Here is a 17696-nt window from a genome sequence, read left to right as displayed (position 1 = left end):
ATTTGCCAGAGGCTTGCAGTTTTCATTTAGGCGTGGCAGTTCTATAATGATACGCATTATCTCAAGTGCAATTTCTGTCACTTCTTTTAATGAAGTGAACCGTTTAGCTACAGGACAGATTCCGCATGACTGACAACAATACCGCATTAAAGAAGGCTGGCCTGAAAGTAACGCTTCCTCGTTTAAAAATTCTGGAAGTTCTTCAGGAACCGGATAACCATCACGTCAGTGCGGAAGACTTATACAAACGCCTGATCGATATGGGTGAAGAGATTGGTCTGGCGACCGTGTATCGCGTACTGAACCAGTTTGATGATGCCGGTATCGTGACCCGACATAATTTCGAAGGGGGCAAATCCGTCTTCGAACTGACTCAACAGCATCATCACGATCACCTGATTTGCCTCGACTGTGGCAAAGTGGTCGAATTCAGCGATGACTCTATCGAAGCGCGCCAGCGTGAGATTGCCACTAAACATGGTATTCGTTTAACGAATCATAGCCTCTATCTTTACGGCCACTGCGCTGAAGGCGATTGCCGCGAAGATGAGCATGCGCACGACGGTGTTGCAAAATAAGTTTTGAATCACGTCAGTCCCCCGCTCAACGTTGAGCCGGGGATTAACGTATCAGTAAAATTTAAGTACGAAATAGTCACAATCACCGCCAACCATCCGCCGACTATCCGCAAAATGTGATAACCTCCCCCGCGGCTAAATCAAAATAACACGCGTAGAAAACGTGATGACTCAAAAACTCCAAATGAGCCATTATGTCCCACAACATTTTATTTTTGTTACTTTTATATGCGCACCAGACGTTAGAACCCGCATGGAACAGTTAAGAGGCTCACGGTGTTAAAAGAAGAGATCTTTGCATTTTTGGCAGAAGAGACCCGTCATTTTTCTTTTGACTCGCTGGACGACTTTCATACGGCCCAAACGATGGCAGAACACTTCAATGTGAAGCGTAATACCATCAGCCACTATCTGAATCAGCTCATTGACGATAATCTGGTCATAAAACTGAATACCCGGCCCGTCTATTTTCTGCACAAAGCCGTTTTTGAAGAACAGTTTTTTCGTGTCAGTCAGTCCGTCTTCTCAGGCGCCGCTGAGCTAAAAAAGCATCAATATAAACAACAAGACACGTTTGCCGGATTGATCGGTTCCCAGGGAAGTTTAGTCCCCGTTATAGAAAAATTGAATACCGCGATCTGTTATCCCCCTCACGGTCTGTCAGTAATGCTGTATGGCCCGACCGGCAGCGGTAAGAGCATGCTGGCACAATTATCCTGGCAGCGAGCTGTGGAGAAGAAAATCCTGCCCCCCACCGCGCCATTTATTGCGTTCAATTGTGCTCAATATGCCAACAACCCTGAATTACTTTCGAGTCACCTCTTTGGCTATATCAAAGGTGCATTTACAGGGGCAGATAAAACCAGCGAAGGACTTCTGCAAAAAGCCGATGGAGGGGTGCTATTTCTGGATGAGATCCACCGCTTACATCCGGAGGGTCAGGAAAAGTTATTCACCTTTATGGATACCGGGCGTTTTCGTCGCATGGGGGAAAGCGAAAAAGAAATCAGCGCTCAGGTCAGACTGGTTTTCGCCACAACCGTCTCGCCCAAAGAGTATTTTCTGGAAACGTTTATACGTCGTATCCCGCTGAATATTGCCATTCCTTCGTTGGAACAGCGCGGTGAAGCGGAAAAAATCCAGTTTATTTATGCCTTTTTCCTGCATGAGTCGAAACTGCTCAAGCGCAATATCAAACTGTCCCCACAGGTGCTGAACGTCTTAAAACGACACATCTACAGCGGAAATATCGGTGAATTAAAAAATACCATCACCTGCCTGAGTGCCACGCGTTTTGCAAAGTCTCAAGCAGATCAGTGCCTCTCTTTACACTTAGACGATCTACCAGACAGCTTTATGCCGCATGGTGTGCAAATTAATCACCAGGTTGTAGGAACCGCTGTCGTATTTACCCCTTCGATGACGCTACAGCAATTGGTTCTCCCTGTAGTACCGTTGAACCATTTTATTAGTGAATTCTGGGATAAGATCTTCAGCCTGTTTCAGCAAAATAGCGAAAATGTACTGCTCCCAGAAGTCTCTCGTGAAATCGATACGCTGTTCGATAAGATCATATTTAACCCAACGGCACAAAACGATCACCCGGCCATTTATTCACATCTCAATACTATCCAGGATATTGTTCAGCAGATAGAAAGCAAACATTCGGTCCAATTTAACGGTAATCGACTGTACGGCTTAGCATGGTATTTATTTACTAAAAATAAGCAGGGTAATGACGGCATCCTGGCGCATAAAAAAACGCTCAAAAATTTACATCAGTATATTAGCCAACATTTGGCAGAAGAGAACCTGATTGCGAGTATGTTATCAACACAGATCGCCCAGCGATTTGATCTCAAGATTACCCAGGAAGATGACGTTTTCTTCACGCTATATTTGAAAAGTATGAAGATGGTGACCGTTGCACCACGAACCAAAGCGGTCATTCTGGCACATGGCTATGCAACGGCCAGCAGTATTGCCAATGTCGTGAACCGCATGTTGGGTGAAACCCTTTTTGCCTCCTTCGATATGCCTATCGACACGGCCATCAAAGATATCGCCAGTAATATACTGCAGTACATTAATGATAATGATATGTCCAATGGGCTGGTCATTCTGGTAGATATGGGGTCGTTAACGGATATTTACTCTGAGTTCAATAAAAGCATCCATTTCCCTGTCGCCATTATTAATAATGTCTCCACGGCAATGGCGCTACACGTCGGTGAGTTATTATTAGATAACGCTCCGCTGGAAAGCATTGTTGAGAACGTCACCTCTTACCAAAAGAATGACAGTAAAATCATCTATTCAGAGCAGGTCAAACGTCCAGTAATCATTACCAGCTGCTATACCGGAATGGGTACGGCGCAGCGAATACAGACATTGCTGGAAGACAGTATTCCGAAAGAAGCAGGGGTGGATGTTATCGCCTATGACCACCAGCTACTGCTTTCAGAGTCCTCCCGCCAGTCACTGTCTCAGTTCTATGACATTATTGCTGTTGTCGGAACAGCTAATCCGGATATCCCCTTTATTCCCTATATTTCATTGGATGACCTGATCAGCGGCCGGGGTGATGTTCGCCTGGAAACGGTTTTCCAGGGCATTGCTGATACCGATATGATTCAGACCATCAACGACAGATTGGTACATAACTTTTCGCTCAAGCGGGTCATCGCTCAGTTGACGATTCTGGATACCGGAAAAATCCTTGAGCACCTTGATATCTGTATCAGTACTCTCGAAAGATTACTCAAAAAACGCTTAGCCAATGAGACGAAGATTAACCTGTATGTCCATGCCAGCTGCATGCTGGAACGTTTGATTCGTCAGATTCCTCTTGAGAACTACCCGGCACAGCAGACGCTTAGTCAAAGTGATAAAGAAACACTGTGCATGATTCAGGATGCCTTTAGTGTCATAGAAGATACCTATAGTGTCACCATTCCGTTCAGCGAAATTGGCTATATTTACGATATCATAAAATCAAATTAATCCTTTAAAATCATAATGATGGATTAACCCCCCCCCCTCTCACCTCCTTCCGCTTTGACATTAGCTGGCATGATTCCTGCTATCTCAATTCAGTCTCATCATTTATGGCGACACCTGTAGTGTCGTCACTCATTGTGGAGCATGGAGCGGTATGCGTAAGTTTTTGTTCGCCAGTCATGGCAGATTTGCTGATGGAATCAGGGATTCACTGGAAATGGTCGTGGGTAAAAATGAAGATATTTCCACGCTGTGTGCCTACACCGAGGATGTGCCTGATATCAAACTCAGCGTACAAAAATTCATGAGCACGTTGGGCAGCCAAGATGAAGCCATTGTGATCACCGATATCTCTAAGGGAAGCGTGACTAACGAGTTTATTACTCATCTTGACGATCCGCGCCTGCATTTAATCACCGGACTCAATTTACCGTTACTGATTGCATTGATTCTGGAAAACCCCGATACCGACGACACCCAAGCGCTAATTAGAACCGCCGTTCTGGAATCCAAAGAAACCATCCAGTACTGCAATGATGTGTTATTCAACAGCACCCCAAAATCAGATGATTTTTAATGCCAGGAGCGAACATGAAAAATAAAGTTGAAACGTTATTTGGTGACAATAAATTCATTCTTGCCATGCTGCATTTGAAAGGTGAAAACGACCGTGATGTCCTCGAAAATGCAAAAAAAGAGATCGCTATCTATCAACAAAATGGCGTAGATGCGGTGATTGTTGAAAACTATTTTGGCACCCCTGCACAAGTTGAAAGCGTGCTGCATTACCTCGACAGCACTCAACCGGGTATTACCTACGGCGTCAATCTGTTAGACGATGATAAGAAAGGGTTTGAGTTAGCCAAAAAATATCACGCCAGCTTTATCCAGTTAGATTCTGTTGCCGGACATTTGCCTCTCGATGAAGACCTCTCATTTGCCCAATTTATTGAGGAAAATCGTCGCAATGCTTCTTTTGCCGTATTCGGTGGTGTACGTTTCAAGTATCAACCCTACAAATCTGGACGCAGCTTGCAGGAAGACCTGACGCTAGGGATGCAACGCTGTGACGCCATTGTCGTCACCGGTGATGCCACCGGACAGGAAACAGATGAAGATAAAATCCGCGAATTCAGGGCCATCATTGGTGACTTTCCATTAATTATTGGTGCCGGGATCACCCTCGACAATTGTCAGCATCAGTTGACCATGGGTTCAGGTGCAGTGGTAGGAAGTTATTTCAAAGATACCTATAAAGACACCGGCGATGTCTGTGCCGAACACGTTTCACAGCTAATGCAAAAGGTTAAACAAAATGATTAAATTATTACGTGTAGACCATCGCTTATTACATGGCCAGGTAGCTTTTGCCTGGACTGCGGCGCTGCAGGCCGATTGCATTCTTATTGCCAATGATGACATCATCAATGATGAGTTAAAAATGACGGCCATGCGCCTGGCGCGACCGAATAACGTTAAATTGGTTATTAAAAATATTGCAGATTCGATCAAAGCCTTACAAAGCGGCGCGACAGAAAAATATAACCTCTTTATTGTTGTTGCATCGATTAATGATGCACACGCGTTGGCAATGGAATACGAAAAAATTGTCAGTATCAATCTGGGTGGGATTAAATCTGCACCGGGCACGCGTCAAATATCAAAAGCCATATTTATTACCGACCACGACGTTACACAATTAAAAGAACTGGATAACAAAGGTGTCGAACTTGAGATCAGGCAAGTACCGAACGATACCCGACTGAAAGCTATCGCCTTACTGGGATGAGGTAGTGGATATGAGCTTACTAATGCAATCCTTTTTATTGGGTGGTTTATCCTGTGTCGGTTACCTGGACTCCATCTTCGGTACCGCCATGCTCCGACGTCCGATCGTAATGGGGCCGTTGGTGGGGCTAATTATGGGCGATCTCACCAATGGCATCATTATTGGTTCGGCCATTGAACTTGTGCTGTTAGGCGCATTCCAGATTGGCGCATCTAATCCCCCTGATGTGACGTCTGGCGGTATTTTAGGCACCGCCTTTGCCATTGCCTCTGGGCAAAACGTGGCCACTGCCGTAGCTCTTGCGGTACCTATTGCTACGTTGGTATTGGTATTACAAAACGCCGTGTATATCTTTGTCTTGCCGATATTTTGCCGTCGCGCAGACAAACATGCGTTAAATGCCAATATCAGCGGCGTGGTCCGCATGCATATTTACTCTACCCTCGCCTGTTCCGTGCCGTTTGCGATTCTGGTTGGTTTTGCTTTTTATGTTGGGACGCCGGTGGTTAATGCCATTCTCGAATCGATCCCCAAAGATATTATGACGGGAATGACTATCGCCACGGGCATCTTACCGGCGCTCGGTTTTGCCATGCTGGCGAGAATGATCATCAACAAAAAAGTATTCCCCTATTTCTTCTTTGGTTTTCTACTAGCGGCATATTTAAAACTACCGCTGGTCGGGATCGCCCTGTTTGGCCTGTTCCTCGCAATCGTACTCGTTAATAACGAAGCAAAAAAACAAGAGGTCATCGATGACAACGAATTCTGATGTCAAAATTACCAAACGCGATCTCTGGAGCGTCTATTTCCGCTCATTGACCATGGAATCGTCGTGGAACTATGAGCGTATGATGCATATGGGTTATACCTTTTCGATGGTGCCCATTATCCGTAAAACGTGTAAAACCGACCAGGAAATCTCCGACGCGCTGGTCCGGCATTTGGAGTTTTTTAATACCACGCCTCACTTGTCGACGCTGCCGCTGGGGATTACGTCAGCCATGGAAGAGCGCCGGATGCTCGACGATGACTTCGACGCCAGCTCAATCAACGCCGTGAAGGCATCGCTGATGGGTCCATTAGCGGGTATTGGTGATTCATTCTTCTGGGGAACGCTGCGTATTATCGCCGCGGGGTTGGGGATTTCATTAGCATCATCCGGCAATATTCTGGGACCGCTACTGTTCCTGCTGGTGTTTAACATTCCCCACTACTTTATCCGCTACTTCTGTTTGATGGGCGGTTACCGACTGGGTGCTGATTTCTTCAAAAAAATGGAGGAGTCGGGAATGATGCAGAAAATCACCTACGGTGCGGCAATATTGGGGCTGATGGTCATAGGAGGAATGACCGCCACCATGGTCTCATTGAACGTTCCCTTTGTGATTGGCGAAGGTGCTTATGCCGTGCCGTTACAAAAGATTTTAAACGATATTATGCCGTGTCTGTTACCGATGGGGGCATTTGGCGTAATGTATTATCTGTTAGGGAAGAACATCCAAATTTCCCGCATTCTTATTGGCATCGTTGTCGTATCAATACTGGGTGCCTATTTGAATATTCTGGGTTAACAAAAACAGCAACGGGCGGAGACTATCCGCCCGTTTTTTACCTGTCATTTTACTGCGCTGTGTTCTTGCTGCGGATTTCCCGCCATACCTTGTCGCAATCAGCCGAAACGGCCTGATCGTTGCCCGTACGCGTCGCCTGGATACACTGCTGATAATCCAGTACGCGAACACTTTCTTCATTGGCAAACTGCTGGTGCTGCTTTTCTTTCTTCAGCACGTTTAACACGCTTTGGCAGGCCTCGATTTTCTCTGGCGATCCCTGTGCGGTGTTGATGCAGGCGCTGTAGGCTTCTTTCAAACGGCTGTCTTCTTTTGGCGCCGGAGATTGTGCGCAGGCCACCAGCCCAGATGCCATGACGGCGATGAGTATCAGTTTTTTCATAGAACAGTCCTCAACGTTGCGGCAGGCACCTGGCCTGCCGCGGTTGGCATTAGAAGATGGTGAATGGTGCAATCACGATGAACTTCACGTCGCGCTCATCCTGGAACATGTTGCCGTAACCACCACTCCAGCTTGGGATGTCTGAATGGTTGTCGTATTGGGTGAAGTGCAGTTTAAACATCGTGCCTTTCGCACGACCGTCCTGCAGGGTGTAGACCGCATCCAGGCTGTAAGACGATTCTTCGATGGTACGATTTTTGTCGTAGTATGCATCCGGGTTAGTCTGCCAGGTCGATGGCTTCGCGTCCCAGGCGTAAACATAGGAGGCACCCACAGCCCAACCCGGCAGGTTCCAGTTTTTCAGGTCATACATTGCGCCAAAGAAAACCGCTTTTTCGCCGTTGGCGTTGAAGTCAGAGCGGTTATCCCACCACACGTCCAGACGACCGTTTGAGGAGGCATAGGTTGGCGTCATACGCTGCAGGAAATAGCCCTGCTGTCCGTCCGCTTTCACCCAGGTACCTTCCAGACGCAGATCAACCACTTCTGCCACTTTGTAGCCAAAGGTCAGCGCCTGCAGCCAGGCGGTACCGTCATAAATATTGTTAACGGTACGGTCATCAACCTTATCGCGTGCGCCGTAGAACTGATAGCTGGTGGTGAATGGATTGCCGCCTAAATCAAATTTGTAACTGGCTTTCGCGAAGTATTGATCGACATAGCCTTCGGACTGACCAAATGCCGCTTCCAGCAACAGGTTGTTTTTGAAGTCATATTTCGCGCCGACCGAATGAAGGTAATCTACCTTGGTCTTTTTATCGGCCTGATAGAATTTATCGACTTCGATGTGCCACGGTGCTTTATATTCGTTGGCCCACATGTAGGAGAAGCTCAGCGCACCGGCATCACCATAGTCAAAGTTAGCACCGGCTTCAGCACCCTGATAAGTACCCGGCATAAAGCTCCAGTGCGGAGCCAGCAACGTCTGCCCGGTGGGTTGAATATAACCAGCGCGCGCCCAGGTTGGGCCGTATTTGAATTTAGCTGCTGCTTTATAAAGGCTAATCCCGCTCTTATCGCCGGAGTAATCTTCGTCATAGCCTTTATTTTTGGAAGAGAATGCGATTTCGTTTGGATGACCGCTTTCGCTACTTTCGTTCATTTCAATAGCGGTAAATGCAGCGATATCAATACCAAACATATCAGCCGCGTAACCGGACTGGAAGTCGAGGTTGGCGTTCCAGGTGGAGTGCGAAAGGTTGGTTTTGTATTTGTCATGATCGGTCACATCTTTACGGTCACGCTCACGCTGCCAGTAATAGATGCCGCCGGTTAAGGTTGAGTCATCAATAAATCCTTCGGCATGTACCTGGGGAGCGACAACAAAACCCGACATTGCTGTGATACCGGCGATAGCCAGCGCCAGCGTACTACGTTTGCCACTAAACGTACGCATATGTTAATCCTCTTTGACGTATAACCCTTCGTCTTTCAAGCCGCATCTGCGTTGGCGTTCCTCGCTCATCCCAGTCACGTACTGATGTACGCTCTTGGGAATTCGCTGCGTCGCCGCCTTGATGCAACTCGAAATCCATTGGGTATAAAATGCTGCCGGTAAAAGCGGTCAGCGAAAAAACAAAAAGTAAAAAAAGTAGCGCTGAGAAAACCTCATTGACTACAATGAATAGACTATTTTTCGCGACGCGAATTATCAATCTCTTTTTGTAACCAGTATGTAAGAATATGAGCAACCGCACATATTTGATTGCTTTCTGTTACATTTTCATGTGCAGATATAAAAACGTTGAAAAATGAAAAAAATGCTTGTTTTCCATATGGATGAAAGCAGTTACAGTCAGAGTCGTCCTCGGGCATAAGGTTTTGATAGGTAATTAACTAATTCTCAGGACACGACGTAATAATAATTAATTCGCTCTGCAAACAGAGCCAGTAATGCAGGATGTCGAGATAAAAAAAACGCCGCAGAGCGCGGCGTTTGACAGGGGGTATTGCAGCTTACTCGCCCACTTTAGCCCACGTATCACGCAGACCCACAGTACGGTTAAACACCAGCTTATCCGCCGTTGTATAGCGGCTATCGAGGCAGAAGTACCCTTCACGTTCAAACTGGAAGGCTTTACCCGCAACGGCAGCCTGCAGCGATGGTTCGCCATAGCCCTGTTTGATAACCAGTGAATCCGGGTTAATAACGGACAGGAAGTCATCCGCCGCCCCTGGGTTCGGCACGCTGAACAGACGATCGTACAGACGGATTTCAATTGGCAGTGCATGTGCCGCACTGACCCAATGAATAACGCCTTTGACTTTACGCCCATCGGCCGGATCTTTGCTCAGCGTGTCAGCGTCATAGGTGCAGAAAATAGTGGTGATATTGCCTTCTGCGTCTTTCTCAACACGCTCGGCTTTAACAACATACGCGTTGCGCAGACGCACTTCTTTGCCCATCACCAGACGCTTGTACTGCTTGTTGGCTTCTTCGCGGAAATCTGCGCGATCGATCCAAATCTCACCGCTAAACGGCACTTCACGGCTGCCCATTTCCGGTTTATTCGGATGGTTCGGCATAGTAACCAGTTCGCTTTCACCCTGCGGATAGTTTTCGATAACCAGTTTCACTGGATCGATAACCGCCATCGCGCGCGGTGCGTTTTCGTTGAGATCTTCACGAATACAGGATTCCAGAGAGGCGATCTCAATAGTGTTATCCTGCTTGGTCACGCCAATACGTTTACAGAACTCACGGATAGCGGCAGCAGTATAACCACGGCGACGCAGGCCAGAGATAGTCGGCATACGCGGATCGTCCCAGCCTTCAACGTGCTTGTCGGTGACCAGCAGGTTCAGCTTACGCTTGGACATCACGGTATATTCCAGATTCAGGCGCGAGAATTCGTACTGGCGCGGGTGAACCGGAATGGTGATGTTGTCCAGTACCCAATCGTACAGACGACGGTTGTCCTGGAACTCCAGCGTACACAGGGAATGCGTGATGCCTTCCAGCGCATCGCTGATGCAGTGGGTAAAGTCGTACATCGGGTAGATGCACCACTTATTACCGGTCTGGTGGTGCTCGGCAAATTTAATGCGGTACAGCACCGGGTCGCGCATGACGATAAACGGAGAGGCCATATCGATTTTCGCGCGCAGGCAGGCTTTCCCTTCTTCAAAACCACCGGTACGCATTTTTTCGAACAGCGCGAGGTTCTCTTCAACGCTACGATCGCGGTACGGGCTGTTTTTACCAGGCTGCGTCAAGGTGCCACGGTATTCACGGATCTCGTCAGCTGACAGTTCGTCGACGTACGCCAGGCCTTTGTTGATAAGCTCTACCGCATAGGCATGCAGCTGGTCGAAGTAATCCGACGAGTAGCGAATATCGCCAGTCCAGTGGAAACCTAACCATTCAACGTCATTTTTGATGGATTCAACGTACTCGATGTCTTCTTTAACCGGGTTCGTATCATCAAAACGCAGGTTGCACTGGCCCTGGTAATCTTGCGCAATACCAAAGTTCAGACAAATGGATTTCGCGTGGCCAATGTGCAGATAGCCATTTGGCTCCGGCGGAAAACGGGTATGGATAGTGGTGTGCTTACCACTGGCCAGATCTTCATCGATGATCTGACGAATAAAGTTACTCGGGCGGGCTTCAGCCTCACTCATCGTGGATTCCTCAAAGCGTAAACAACGTATAACGGCGTATGATCTTATAAGCAGGACTGACTGACAACCTTTAGTTACGCAAAATACGTATCAGACAGTCATTATGCGGGCATTTGCTGCAAAAAAAAGCGGCGGAGATTGCTCCCCGCCGCTGGTGACGCATTTCATGTTGCCGGATGGCAGCGCTTACGCCTTCTCCGGCCTACGCGCGATTACTTACTTTTAATCTCGTACAGTGGCGTTTGACCGGCAACCACATGGCCTTCGGCTTTAATCACCAGGCCACCGAAGTCATCGCTGTTGCTGCAGACAACCGGGCTAATCATTGAACGAGCATTGGCGTTCAGGTATTCCAGATCCATTTCCAGGATTGGCTGACCTGCTTTGACTTCCGCACCTTCTTCCACCAGACGCGTAAAGCCTTTACCTTCCAGCGCCACGGTATCGATACCCATGTGGACCACGATCTCCGCGCCTTTCAGCGTTTCCAGGCAGAACGCATGGTTGGTATTGAAGATTTTCACAATGGTACCCGCTGCCGGAGAAACCACGATTTTGTCGGTTGGTTTCACCGCCACGCCGTCGCCGACCGCTTTGCTGGCGAAGGCTTCATCAGGCACCTGCTCCAGCGCAACCACGTCACCGGTAATCGGAGAAACCAGCGCTTCAACGGTGACAGCATTCGCCACAGCCTGCGGTTTTGCAGCCGGGGCTGCTGCAGGCGCGCTGTCAGCAGACGCTGCGGCAACTGGACCACGTGCGACAACTTTCTTCATTTCGTCGCCAATAGATTCCGCTTTCGCGCCGACGATGACCTGAATAGTCTGCTTGTTCAGCTTAACCACACCGGAAGCACCCAGGCGTTTACACATTGCATCGCTCACTTTCGCGGAGTCGACAACGGTCAGACGCAGGCGAGTGATACAGGCATCAATGGCTTTCAGGTTATCGGTACCGCCAACCGCAGCAATGTAGCTGGTGGCCAGTTGGGCTAAACCTTCTTCAGTGTTGCTGTTGGCTTCGTCAGTAACAATTTCATCGTCTTTATCTTCGCGGCCCGGCGTTTTCAGGTTAAACATACGAATAACCGCGCTGAACAACACAAAATAGATGACGAAGAACACCAGCCCCATCGCAACCAGCATCCAGACGTTCTTACTTGCAGCCGGCAAGTTGTACATCAACACGTAGTCGATAGCACCTGCTGAGAAGGAGAAGCCCGCGTGGATCCCCAGTAATGTCGCAACGAACAGGCTGATACCCGTTAACAATGCGTGCAGGAGATACAGCAATGGTGCCAGGAACATGAACAGGAATTCCAGCGGCTCGGTCACACCGGTCAGGAACGCGGTGATGGCCACGGACAACAGCATACCGCCAACCATCGGACGACGCGCTTTCGGAGCGGCAAAGTACATTGCCAGTGCCGCACCCGGCAGACCAAACATCATGATCGGGAAGAAGCCGGACATGAACATACCTGCAGTGCCGTCACCCGCGTAGAAGCGGTTGATGTCACCGTGGAAGACCGCACCTGCCGCGTTGGTGAATTCACCAATCTGGAACCAGGCGATGGTGTTCAGAACCTGATGCAGACCGGTTGGGATCAGCAGACGGTTGATGAAACCAAAAATACCGGAACCCAGCGCACCAGCGCCCACGATCCACTCACCACCCGCATGGATGGCATTTTGTACCGGCGGCCATACGTAGCCGAAGATAGCCGCCAGAACCAAACAGAAGAAACCGGTGGCGATTGGCACAAAGCGTTTACCGCCGAAGAAGCTCAGGAAGTCAGGCAGTTTGATGCCAGACCAGCGGTTATACACGGCACCGCCGACCAGACCGGTAATGATACCTGCCAGCACACCCATATTGATCGCCGGGTTAATGGTAACCATTGCTTTGGTCAATATGAAATAACCAACGGCACCTGCCAACGCTGCCGCACCCGCACTGTCTTTAGACCAGCTGGATGCCACACCGATGGCAAATATTAACGCGAGGTTATCAAAGATGGCCCCACCCGCTTGCGCGATGAAGGCGACGTTAAGCAAATCTGGTTGGCCAAATCGCAGCAACAGTGCCGCGACAGGCAGCACAGCGATGGGGAGCTGTAACGCCCTACCCAGCCGCTGGAAAAAACCTAAAATATTCATTTTATTCCCCCTACGAGACCCCGATTAGGCTCCTTTGAAGCCATATTTTTATTGTGCGACCAATTCTGACAGCAAGATATTCTGGAACAACGATATTAACCATTCATCTACATTCAGAGTGTGTGGAAAATTAATTCGTATCGCAAATTAAAAGCGTGTTTTTTGTGATTACAGTCACCAAATATCGTTATTAACCCTCCCTTCCACTGGCTAACTACGAAAACTTATTTTATCATTCAAAAAATCGAAACGGATTGATCCTTACCGATGCAAAACCAGGTTACGCTTAATACTGCACAGCGACTCAATCCGCCAACTGCTTACATTGACTACTGAGGTGAAGAATGAGACTGATCCCCCTGAATACCGCTGAACAAGTCGGCAAATGGGCTGCTCGCCATATCGTTAACCGTATCAACGCGTTCAAACCAACGGCAGATCGTCCGTTCGTTCTGGGCCTGCCGACTGGCGGCACCCCACTGACAGCCTATAAAGCATTAGTCGAAATGCACAAAGCGGGCCAGGTTAGCTTCAAACATGTTGTCACATTTAATATGGACGAGTATGTTGGCCTGCCGAAAGAGCATCCAGAAAGCTACCACAGCTTCATGCATCGCAACTTCTTTGATCATGTTGATATTCCAGCAGAAAACATCAACCTCCTCAATGGTAACGCACCAGATATCGATGCAGAATGCCGTCAGTATGAAGAAAAAATCCGTTCCTACGGTAAAATCCACCTGTTTATGGGTGGTGTAGGCAACGACGGGCACATCGCATTTAACGAACCGGCGTCGTCTTTAGCCTCTCGTACGCGTATCAAAACGCTGACTCACGACACACGCGTGGCGAACTCTCGTTTCTTTGACGGTGACGTAAGCCAGGTGCCGAAATATGCGCTGACCGTTGGCGTGGGTACACTGCTTGATGCCGAAGAAGTGATGATTCTGGTGCTGGGCCACCAAAAAGCGCAGGCTCTGCAGGCTGCCGTTGAAGGTAACGTCAACCATATGTGGACCATCAGCTGCCTGCAGCTGCATCCAAAAGCCGTTGTGGTTTGCGATGAACCTTCCACAATGGAACTGAAAGTGAAGACGCTGAAATACTTTAACGAGTTAGAAGCCGAAAATATTAAAGGTCTGTAATGCTGTTTCCGCCCAGCCGAAAGCGTTGCAGGGCGGCATTTTTTTGAAATCGGGGGTCGGAATGTATGCTTTAACCCAGGGCCGGATCTTTACCGGTCACGAAATTCTTGATGACCATGCGATTGTCGTCGCTGATGGCCTGATAGCCAGCGTTTGCCCACTGGCTGAATTACCGCCGGAGATTGAACAACGCTCATTGAATGGGGCCATTCTTTCCCCCGGTTTTATTGATGTGCAGTTAAACGGCTGCGGCGGCGTGCAGTTCAACGATACGGCAGAAGCTGTGACCGTTGAAACGCTGGAAATCATGCAGAAAGCTAACGAGAAATCGGGCTGCACTAACTACCTGCCTACGCTTATCACCACCAGCGATGAGTTGATGAAACAAGGCGTTCGCGTGATGCGTGAATACCTGGCAAAACACCCGAATCAGGCATTAGGACTTCACCTTGAAGGCCCATGGCTGAATCTGGTGAAAAAAGGTACCCATAACCCAAGTTTTGTTCGTCAGCCTGACGCTGCGCTGGTCGACTTCCTGTGCGATAATGCCGATGTGATCACCAAAGTTACGCTGGCACCAGAAATGGTTCCTGCTGACGTGATCACCCGACTGGTCAATGCCGGTATTGTCGTTTCAGCAGGTCACTCAAACGCGACGGTAAAAGAAGCCAAAATCGGTTTCCGTGCGGGCATTACCTTTGCAACACACCTGTTCAACGCCATGCCTTACATTACTGGCCGCGAACCGGGTCTGGCTGGTGCCATCCTTGATGAAGCCGATATTTATTGCGGTATCATCGCCGATGGTCTGCACGTCGATTACGTTAACATCCGTAACGCTAAACGCCTGAAAGGTGACAAGCTGTGCCTGGTGACCGACGCCACCGCGCCGGCGGGTGCAAATATTGAACAGTTCATTTTCGCTGGTAAAACAATATACTACCGCAATGGACTGTGTGTGGATGAGAATGGCACCCTGAGCGGCTCGTCATTAACCATGATTGAAGGTGTACGTAATCTGGTTGAACATTGCGGCATTGCGCTGGATGAAGTGCTGCGTATGGCAACACTTTACCCCGCTCGCGCCATCGGCGTGGACAAGCAACTCGGCAGTATCGCCCCAGGCAAAGTCGCCAACCTGACCGCGTTCACACACGACTTTAAAATCATCAAGACCATCGTTAATGGCAACGAGGTCATTACAGAGTAAGAGAAAGAATGACACCAGGCGGACAAGCTCAAATAGGTAATGTTGATCTCGTAAAACAGCTTAACAGCGCGGCAGTTTATCGCCTGATTGACCAGCATGGGCCAATCTCGCGCATCCAGATTGCCGAACAGAGCCAGCTTGCTCCCGCCAGCGTAACTAAAATTACGCGCCAGCTTATTGAACGCGGGCTGATCAAAGAAGTGGATCAGCAGGCCTCCACCGGGGGCCGCCGCGCTATCTCTATCGTCACTGAAACACGCAACTTCCACGCCATTGGCGTGCGTCTTGGCCGTCATGACACTACGCTAACGCTGTACGATATGAGCAGCAAAGCCGTCGCTGAGGAGCACTACCCCTTACCCGAGCGCACCCAGGAAACGCTGGAACATGCGCTACTCAATACCATTGCCACCTTTATGGACAGCTGCCAACGGAAAGTCCGTGAGCTAATTGCCATCTCCGTTATTCTGCCAGGCCTGGTTGACCCAGAAAGTGGCGTCATTCGCTATATGCCGCATATTCAGGTTGAAAACTGGGGGCTGGTCGAGGCGCTGGAAAAACGGTTCCAGGTGACCTGCTTTGTTGGTCACGATATCCGTAGTCTGGCACTTGCCGAGCACTATTTCGGGGCAAGTCAGGACTGCGAAGACTCCATTCTGGTGCGAGTGCATCGCGGAACCGGTGCCGGGATCATCTCCAATGGCCGCATTTTTATTGGCCGTAACGGCAACGTTGGCGAGATTGGCCATATTCAGGTAGAGCCGTTGGGCGAGCGCTGTCACTGCGGTAACTTTGGTTGTCTGGAAACTATCGCGGCCAACGCGTCCATCGAGCATCGCGTGCAAAACTTACTCAAGCAAGGTTATCCAAGTCGGCTAACGCTTGATGATTGCAGTATCAAATCTATCTGTAAGGCTGCCAACAAAGGCGATAACCTGGCATCGGAAGTGATTGAGCACGTGGGCCGCCACCTGGGTAAAACTATCGCTATAGCCATCAACCTGTTTAACCCACAAAAAATCGTTATTGCTGGTGAGATTACAGAGGCAGATAAGGTCCTGCTGCCAGCGATCGAAAGCTGCATTAATGCCCAAGCGTTGAAGGCATTTCGCCACAATTTACCCGTGGTTCGCTCCACGCTGGACCACCGTTCCGCCATTGGCGCATTTGCGCTGGTGAAACGCGCCATGCTCAACGGAACGTTGCTACAACGTTTGCTGGAAAGCTAATACACCTCACTCTTCAAGCTGCCTCTGTATCGCTGAGGCAACTCGAATAATTGAGTGTATTTTATGTATAGTAACGCCTTCTTATTTTGATGTCGGATTGTCCATGGCCATTAAGAATGTAATTTGTGATATCGACGGCGTGCTGATGCACGACAATGTTGCCGTACCGGGTGCGGCAGAATTTTTGACCGGCGTGATGGAGAAAGGCTTGCCGTTAGTCCTGTTGACTAACTACCCTTCGCAGACCGGACAGGATCTGGCAAACCGCTTTGCCACCGCAGGTGTCAATGTTCCTGACAGCGTGTTTTATACCTCCGCCATGGCTACCGCCGATTTCCTGCGTCGCCAGGAAGGAAAAAAAGCCTATGTTGTCGGTGAAGGCGCACTGATCCACGAACTGTACAAAGCGGGCTTCACCATTACCGACGTTAACCCCGATTTTGTGATCGTCGGCGAGACGCGTTCCTACAACTGGGACATGATGCATAAAGCGGCATACTTTGTGGCCAATGGCGCACGTTTCATTGCCACCAACCCGGATACGCACGGTCGCGGTTTTTATCCTGCCTGTGGTGCGCTGTGCGCCGGTATTGAGAAGATTTCAGGCCGTGAGCCCTTCTACGTAGGTAAACCCAGCCCGTGGATTATCCGCGCGGCACTCAACAAAATGCAGGCGCACTCGGAAGAGACCGTCATTGTTGGCGACAACCTGCGTACCGATATTCTGGCTGGCTTCCAGGCCGGTCTTGAAACTATCCTGGTGCTGTCTGGCATTTCCACCCTTGATGATATCGACAGCATGCCGTTCCGACCAAGCTGGATCTACCCGTCCGTTGCCGAGATAGATGTTATTTAAGCAACGCTGTGCCGGATAACCCTAAGAACACGTTAACCGGCACACTAAATAACCCCATCTAATAAAACCGCCATTTTTCTGGCGATTCAT

Annotated in this window: 16 protein-coding genes; 12 read left to right on the top strand and 4 right to left on the bottom strand. The window is 49.1% G+C overall.

Going from position 1 to position 17696, the window contains the following annotated elements; translation table 11 throughout:
- Nucleotides 1-46 precede the first annotated feature (46 nt).
- The 8 genes from FCH32_RS05935 (at nt 47) to FCH32_RS05900 (ending at nt 6941) form a co-directional block, all read left to right on the top strand.
- Nucleotides 47-133 (top strand): ryhB-regulated fur leader peptide, encoded by an 87-nt coding sequence (locus FCH32_RS05935; RefSeq protein ID WP_115259075.1) that lies wholly within the window; start codon nt 47-49, stop codon nt 131-133.
- Nucleotides 126-578: a ferric iron uptake transcriptional regulator gene (gene fur / locus FCH32_RS05930; protein WP_115259076.1), complete on the top strand. Its 453-nt coding sequence runs from the start codon at nt 126-128 to the stop codon at nt 576-578. Before FCH32_RS05935 ends, fur begins: the two co-directional genes overlap by 8 nt.
- A gap of 276 nt (nt 579-854) precedes the next feature.
- Nucleotides 855-3581: a sigma 54-interacting transcriptional regulator gene (locus FCH32_RS05925; RefSeq protein ID WP_174360641.1), complete on the top strand. Its 2727-nt coding sequence runs from the start codon at nt 855-857 to the stop codon at nt 3579-3581.
- A gap of 151 nt (nt 3582-3732) precedes the next feature.
- A complete protein-coding gene (locus FCH32_RS05920) occupies nt 3733-4155 on the top strand; it encodes a PTS sugar transporter subunit IIA (RefSeq protein WP_115259080.1) in 423 nt (140 codons plus the stop codon).
- 14 nt (nt 4156-4169) lie between these two features.
- Nucleotides 4170-4901, top strand: a complete 732-nt coding sequence (locus FCH32_RS05915; RefSeq protein ID WP_217438923.1) for a BtpA/SgcQ family protein — start codon at nt 4170-4172, stop codon at nt 4899-4901.
- Nucleotides 4894-5367 (top strand): PTS sugar transporter subunit IIB, encoded by a 474-nt coding sequence (locus FCH32_RS05910; RefSeq protein WP_115259083.1) that lies wholly within the window; start codon nt 4894-4896, stop codon nt 5365-5367. Before FCH32_RS05915 ends, FCH32_RS05910 begins: the two co-directional genes overlap by 8 nt.
- 10 nt (nt 5368-5377) lie before the next feature.
- A complete protein-coding gene (locus FCH32_RS05905; RefSeq protein WP_115259084.1) occupies nt 5378-6139 on the top strand; it encodes a PTS mannose/fructose/sorbose/N-acetylgalactosamine transporter subunit IIC in 762 nt (253 codons plus the stop codon).
- A complete protein-coding gene (locus FCH32_RS05900; protein WP_115259085.1) occupies nt 6123-6941 on the top strand; it encodes a PTS system mannose/fructose/sorbose family transporter subunit IID in 819 nt (272 codons plus the stop codon). The genes FCH32_RS05905 and FCH32_RS05900 overlap by 17 nt, the downstream gene beginning before the upstream one ends.
- Before the next feature lie 49 nt (nt 6942-6990).
- Here the strand turns inward: FCH32_RS05900 and FCH32_RS05895 are convergent, their stop codons facing one another.
- The 4 genes from FCH32_RS05895 to nagE form a co-directional block, all read right to left on the bottom strand.
- Nucleotides 6991-7323, bottom strand: a complete 333-nt coding sequence (locus tag FCH32_RS05895; protein WP_115259086.1) for a ChiQ/YbfN family lipoprotein — start codon at nt 7321-7323, stop codon at nt 6991-6993.
- Nucleotides 7324-7372: 49 nt separating this feature from the next.
- Nucleotides 7373-8779: a chitoporin ChiP gene (gene chiP / locus FCH32_RS05890; protein ID WP_115259087.1), complete on the bottom strand. Its 1407-nt coding sequence runs from the start codon at nt 8777-8779 to the stop codon at nt 7373-7375.
- A 560-nt stretch (nt 8780-9339) separates the two neighbouring features.
- A complete protein-coding gene (gene glnS / locus FCH32_RS05885) occupies nt 9340-11007 on the bottom strand; it encodes a glutamine--tRNA ligase (protein WP_117342232.1) in 1668 nt (555 codons plus the stop codon).
- Between the two features lie 212 nt (nt 11008-11219).
- On the bottom strand, nt 11220-13166 hold the full coding sequence (gene nagE, locus FCH32_RS05880; RefSeq protein ID WP_117342231.1) for a PTS N-acetyl glucosamine transporter subunit IIABC: 1947 nt from the start codon (nt 13164-13166) through the stop codon (nt 11220-11222).
- A gap of 344 nt (nt 13167-13510) precedes the next feature.
- Here nagE and nagB point away from each other — a divergent pair, with 344 nt between their 5' ends.
- The 4 genes from nagB (at nt 13511) to nagD (ending at nt 17606) form a co-directional block, all read left to right on the top strand.
- Nucleotides 13511-14311 carry a glucosamine-6-phosphate deaminase gene (nagB, locus tag FCH32_RS05875; RefSeq protein ID WP_003022803.1) on the top strand — a complete coding sequence of 267 codons (801 nt, stop codon included), beginning with the start codon at nt 13511-13513 and terminating at the stop codon, nt 14309-14311.
- A gap of 61 nt (nt 14312-14372) precedes the next feature.
- Entirely contained in the window at nt 14373-15521 is a 1149-nt protein-coding gene (nagA, locus tag FCH32_RS05870) for an N-acetylglucosamine-6-phosphate deacetylase (RefSeq protein ID WP_174360639.1), read from the top strand.
- Nucleotides 15522-15529: 8 nt separating this feature from the next.
- Nucleotides 15530-16750: a DNA-binding transcriptional regulator NagC gene (gene nagC, locus FCH32_RS05865; protein WP_115259091.1), complete on the top strand. Its 1221-nt coding sequence runs from the start codon at nt 15530-15532 to the stop codon at nt 16748-16750.
- A 103-nt stretch (nt 16751-16853) separates the two neighbouring features.
- On the top strand, nt 16854-17606 hold the full coding sequence (gene nagD / locus FCH32_RS05860) for a ribonucleotide monophosphatase NagD (RefSeq protein WP_096757877.1): 753 nt from the start codon (nt 16854-16856) through the stop codon (nt 17604-17606).
- The last annotated feature ends 90 nt before the right edge of the window (nt 17607-17696 follow it).

This window comes from Citrobacter gillenii (genome assembly GCF_013337685.1).
GTDB lineage: Bacteria > Pseudomonadota > Gammaproteobacteria > Enterobacterales > Enterobacteriaceae > Citrobacter > Citrobacter gillenii.
The sequence above is the reverse complement of the archived record's forward strand: the minus strand, read 5'-3'. Positions and strand labels throughout refer to the sequence as shown.

What these genes read in the sequence shown, in the direction of transcription:
- FCH32_RS05935 (WP_115259075.1), top strand. Translation starts at nt 47, where the DNA reads ATGATACGCATTATCTCAAGTGCAATTTCTGTCACTTCTTTTAATGAA.
- fur (WP_115259076.1), top strand. Translation starts at nt 126, where the DNA reads ATGACTGACAACAATACCGCATTAAAGAAGGCTGGCCTGAAAGTAACG.
- FCH32_RS05920 (WP_115259080.1), top strand. Translation starts at nt 3,733, where the DNA reads ATGCGTAAGTTTTTGTTCGCCAGTCATGGCAGATTTGCTGATGGAATC.
- FCH32_RS05915 (WP_217438923.1), top strand. Translation starts at nt 4,170, where the DNA reads ATGAAAAATAAAGTTGAAACGTTATTTGGTGACAATAAATTCATTCTT.
- FCH32_RS05910 (WP_115259083.1), top strand. Translation starts at nt 4,894, where the DNA reads ATGATTAAATTATTACGTGTAGACCATCGCTTATTACATGGCCAGGTA.
- FCH32_RS05905 (WP_115259084.1), top strand. Translation starts at nt 5,378, where the DNA reads ATGAGCTTACTAATGCAATCCTTTTTATTGGGTGGTTTATCCTGTGTC.
- FCH32_RS05900 (WP_115259085.1), top strand. Translation starts at nt 6,123, where the DNA reads ATGACAACGAATTCTGATGTCAAAATTACCAAACGCGATCTCTGGAGC.
- FCH32_RS05895 (WP_115259086.1), bottom strand. Translation starts at nt 7,323, where the DNA reads ATGAAAAAACTGATACTCATCGCCGTCATGGCATCTGGGCTGGTGGCC.
- chiP (WP_115259087.1), bottom strand. Translation starts at nt 8,779, where the DNA reads ATGCGTACGTTTAGTGGCAAACGTAGTACGCTGGCGCTGGCTATCGCC.
- glnS (WP_117342232.1), bottom strand. Translation starts at nt 11,007, where the DNA reads ATGAGTGAGGCTGAAGCCCGCCCGAGTAACTTTATTCGTCAGATCATC.
- nagE (WP_117342231.1), bottom strand. Translation starts at nt 13,166, where the DNA reads ATGAATATTTTAGGTTTTTTCCAGCGGCTGGGTAGGGCGTTACAGCTC.
- nagB (WP_003022803.1), top strand. Translation starts at nt 13,511, where the DNA reads ATGAGACTGATCCCCCTGAATACCGCTGAACAAGTCGGCAAATGGGCT.
- nagA (WP_174360639.1), top strand. Translation starts at nt 14,373, where the DNA reads ATGTATGCTTTAACCCAGGGCCGGATCTTTACCGGTCACGAAATTCTT.
- nagC (WP_115259091.1), top strand. Translation starts at nt 15,530, where the DNA reads ATGACACCAGGCGGACAAGCTCAAATAGGTAATGTTGATCTCGTAAAA.
- nagD (WP_096757877.1), top strand. Translation starts at nt 16,854, where the DNA reads ATGGCCATTAAGAATGTAATTTGTGATATCGACGGCGTGCTGATGCAC.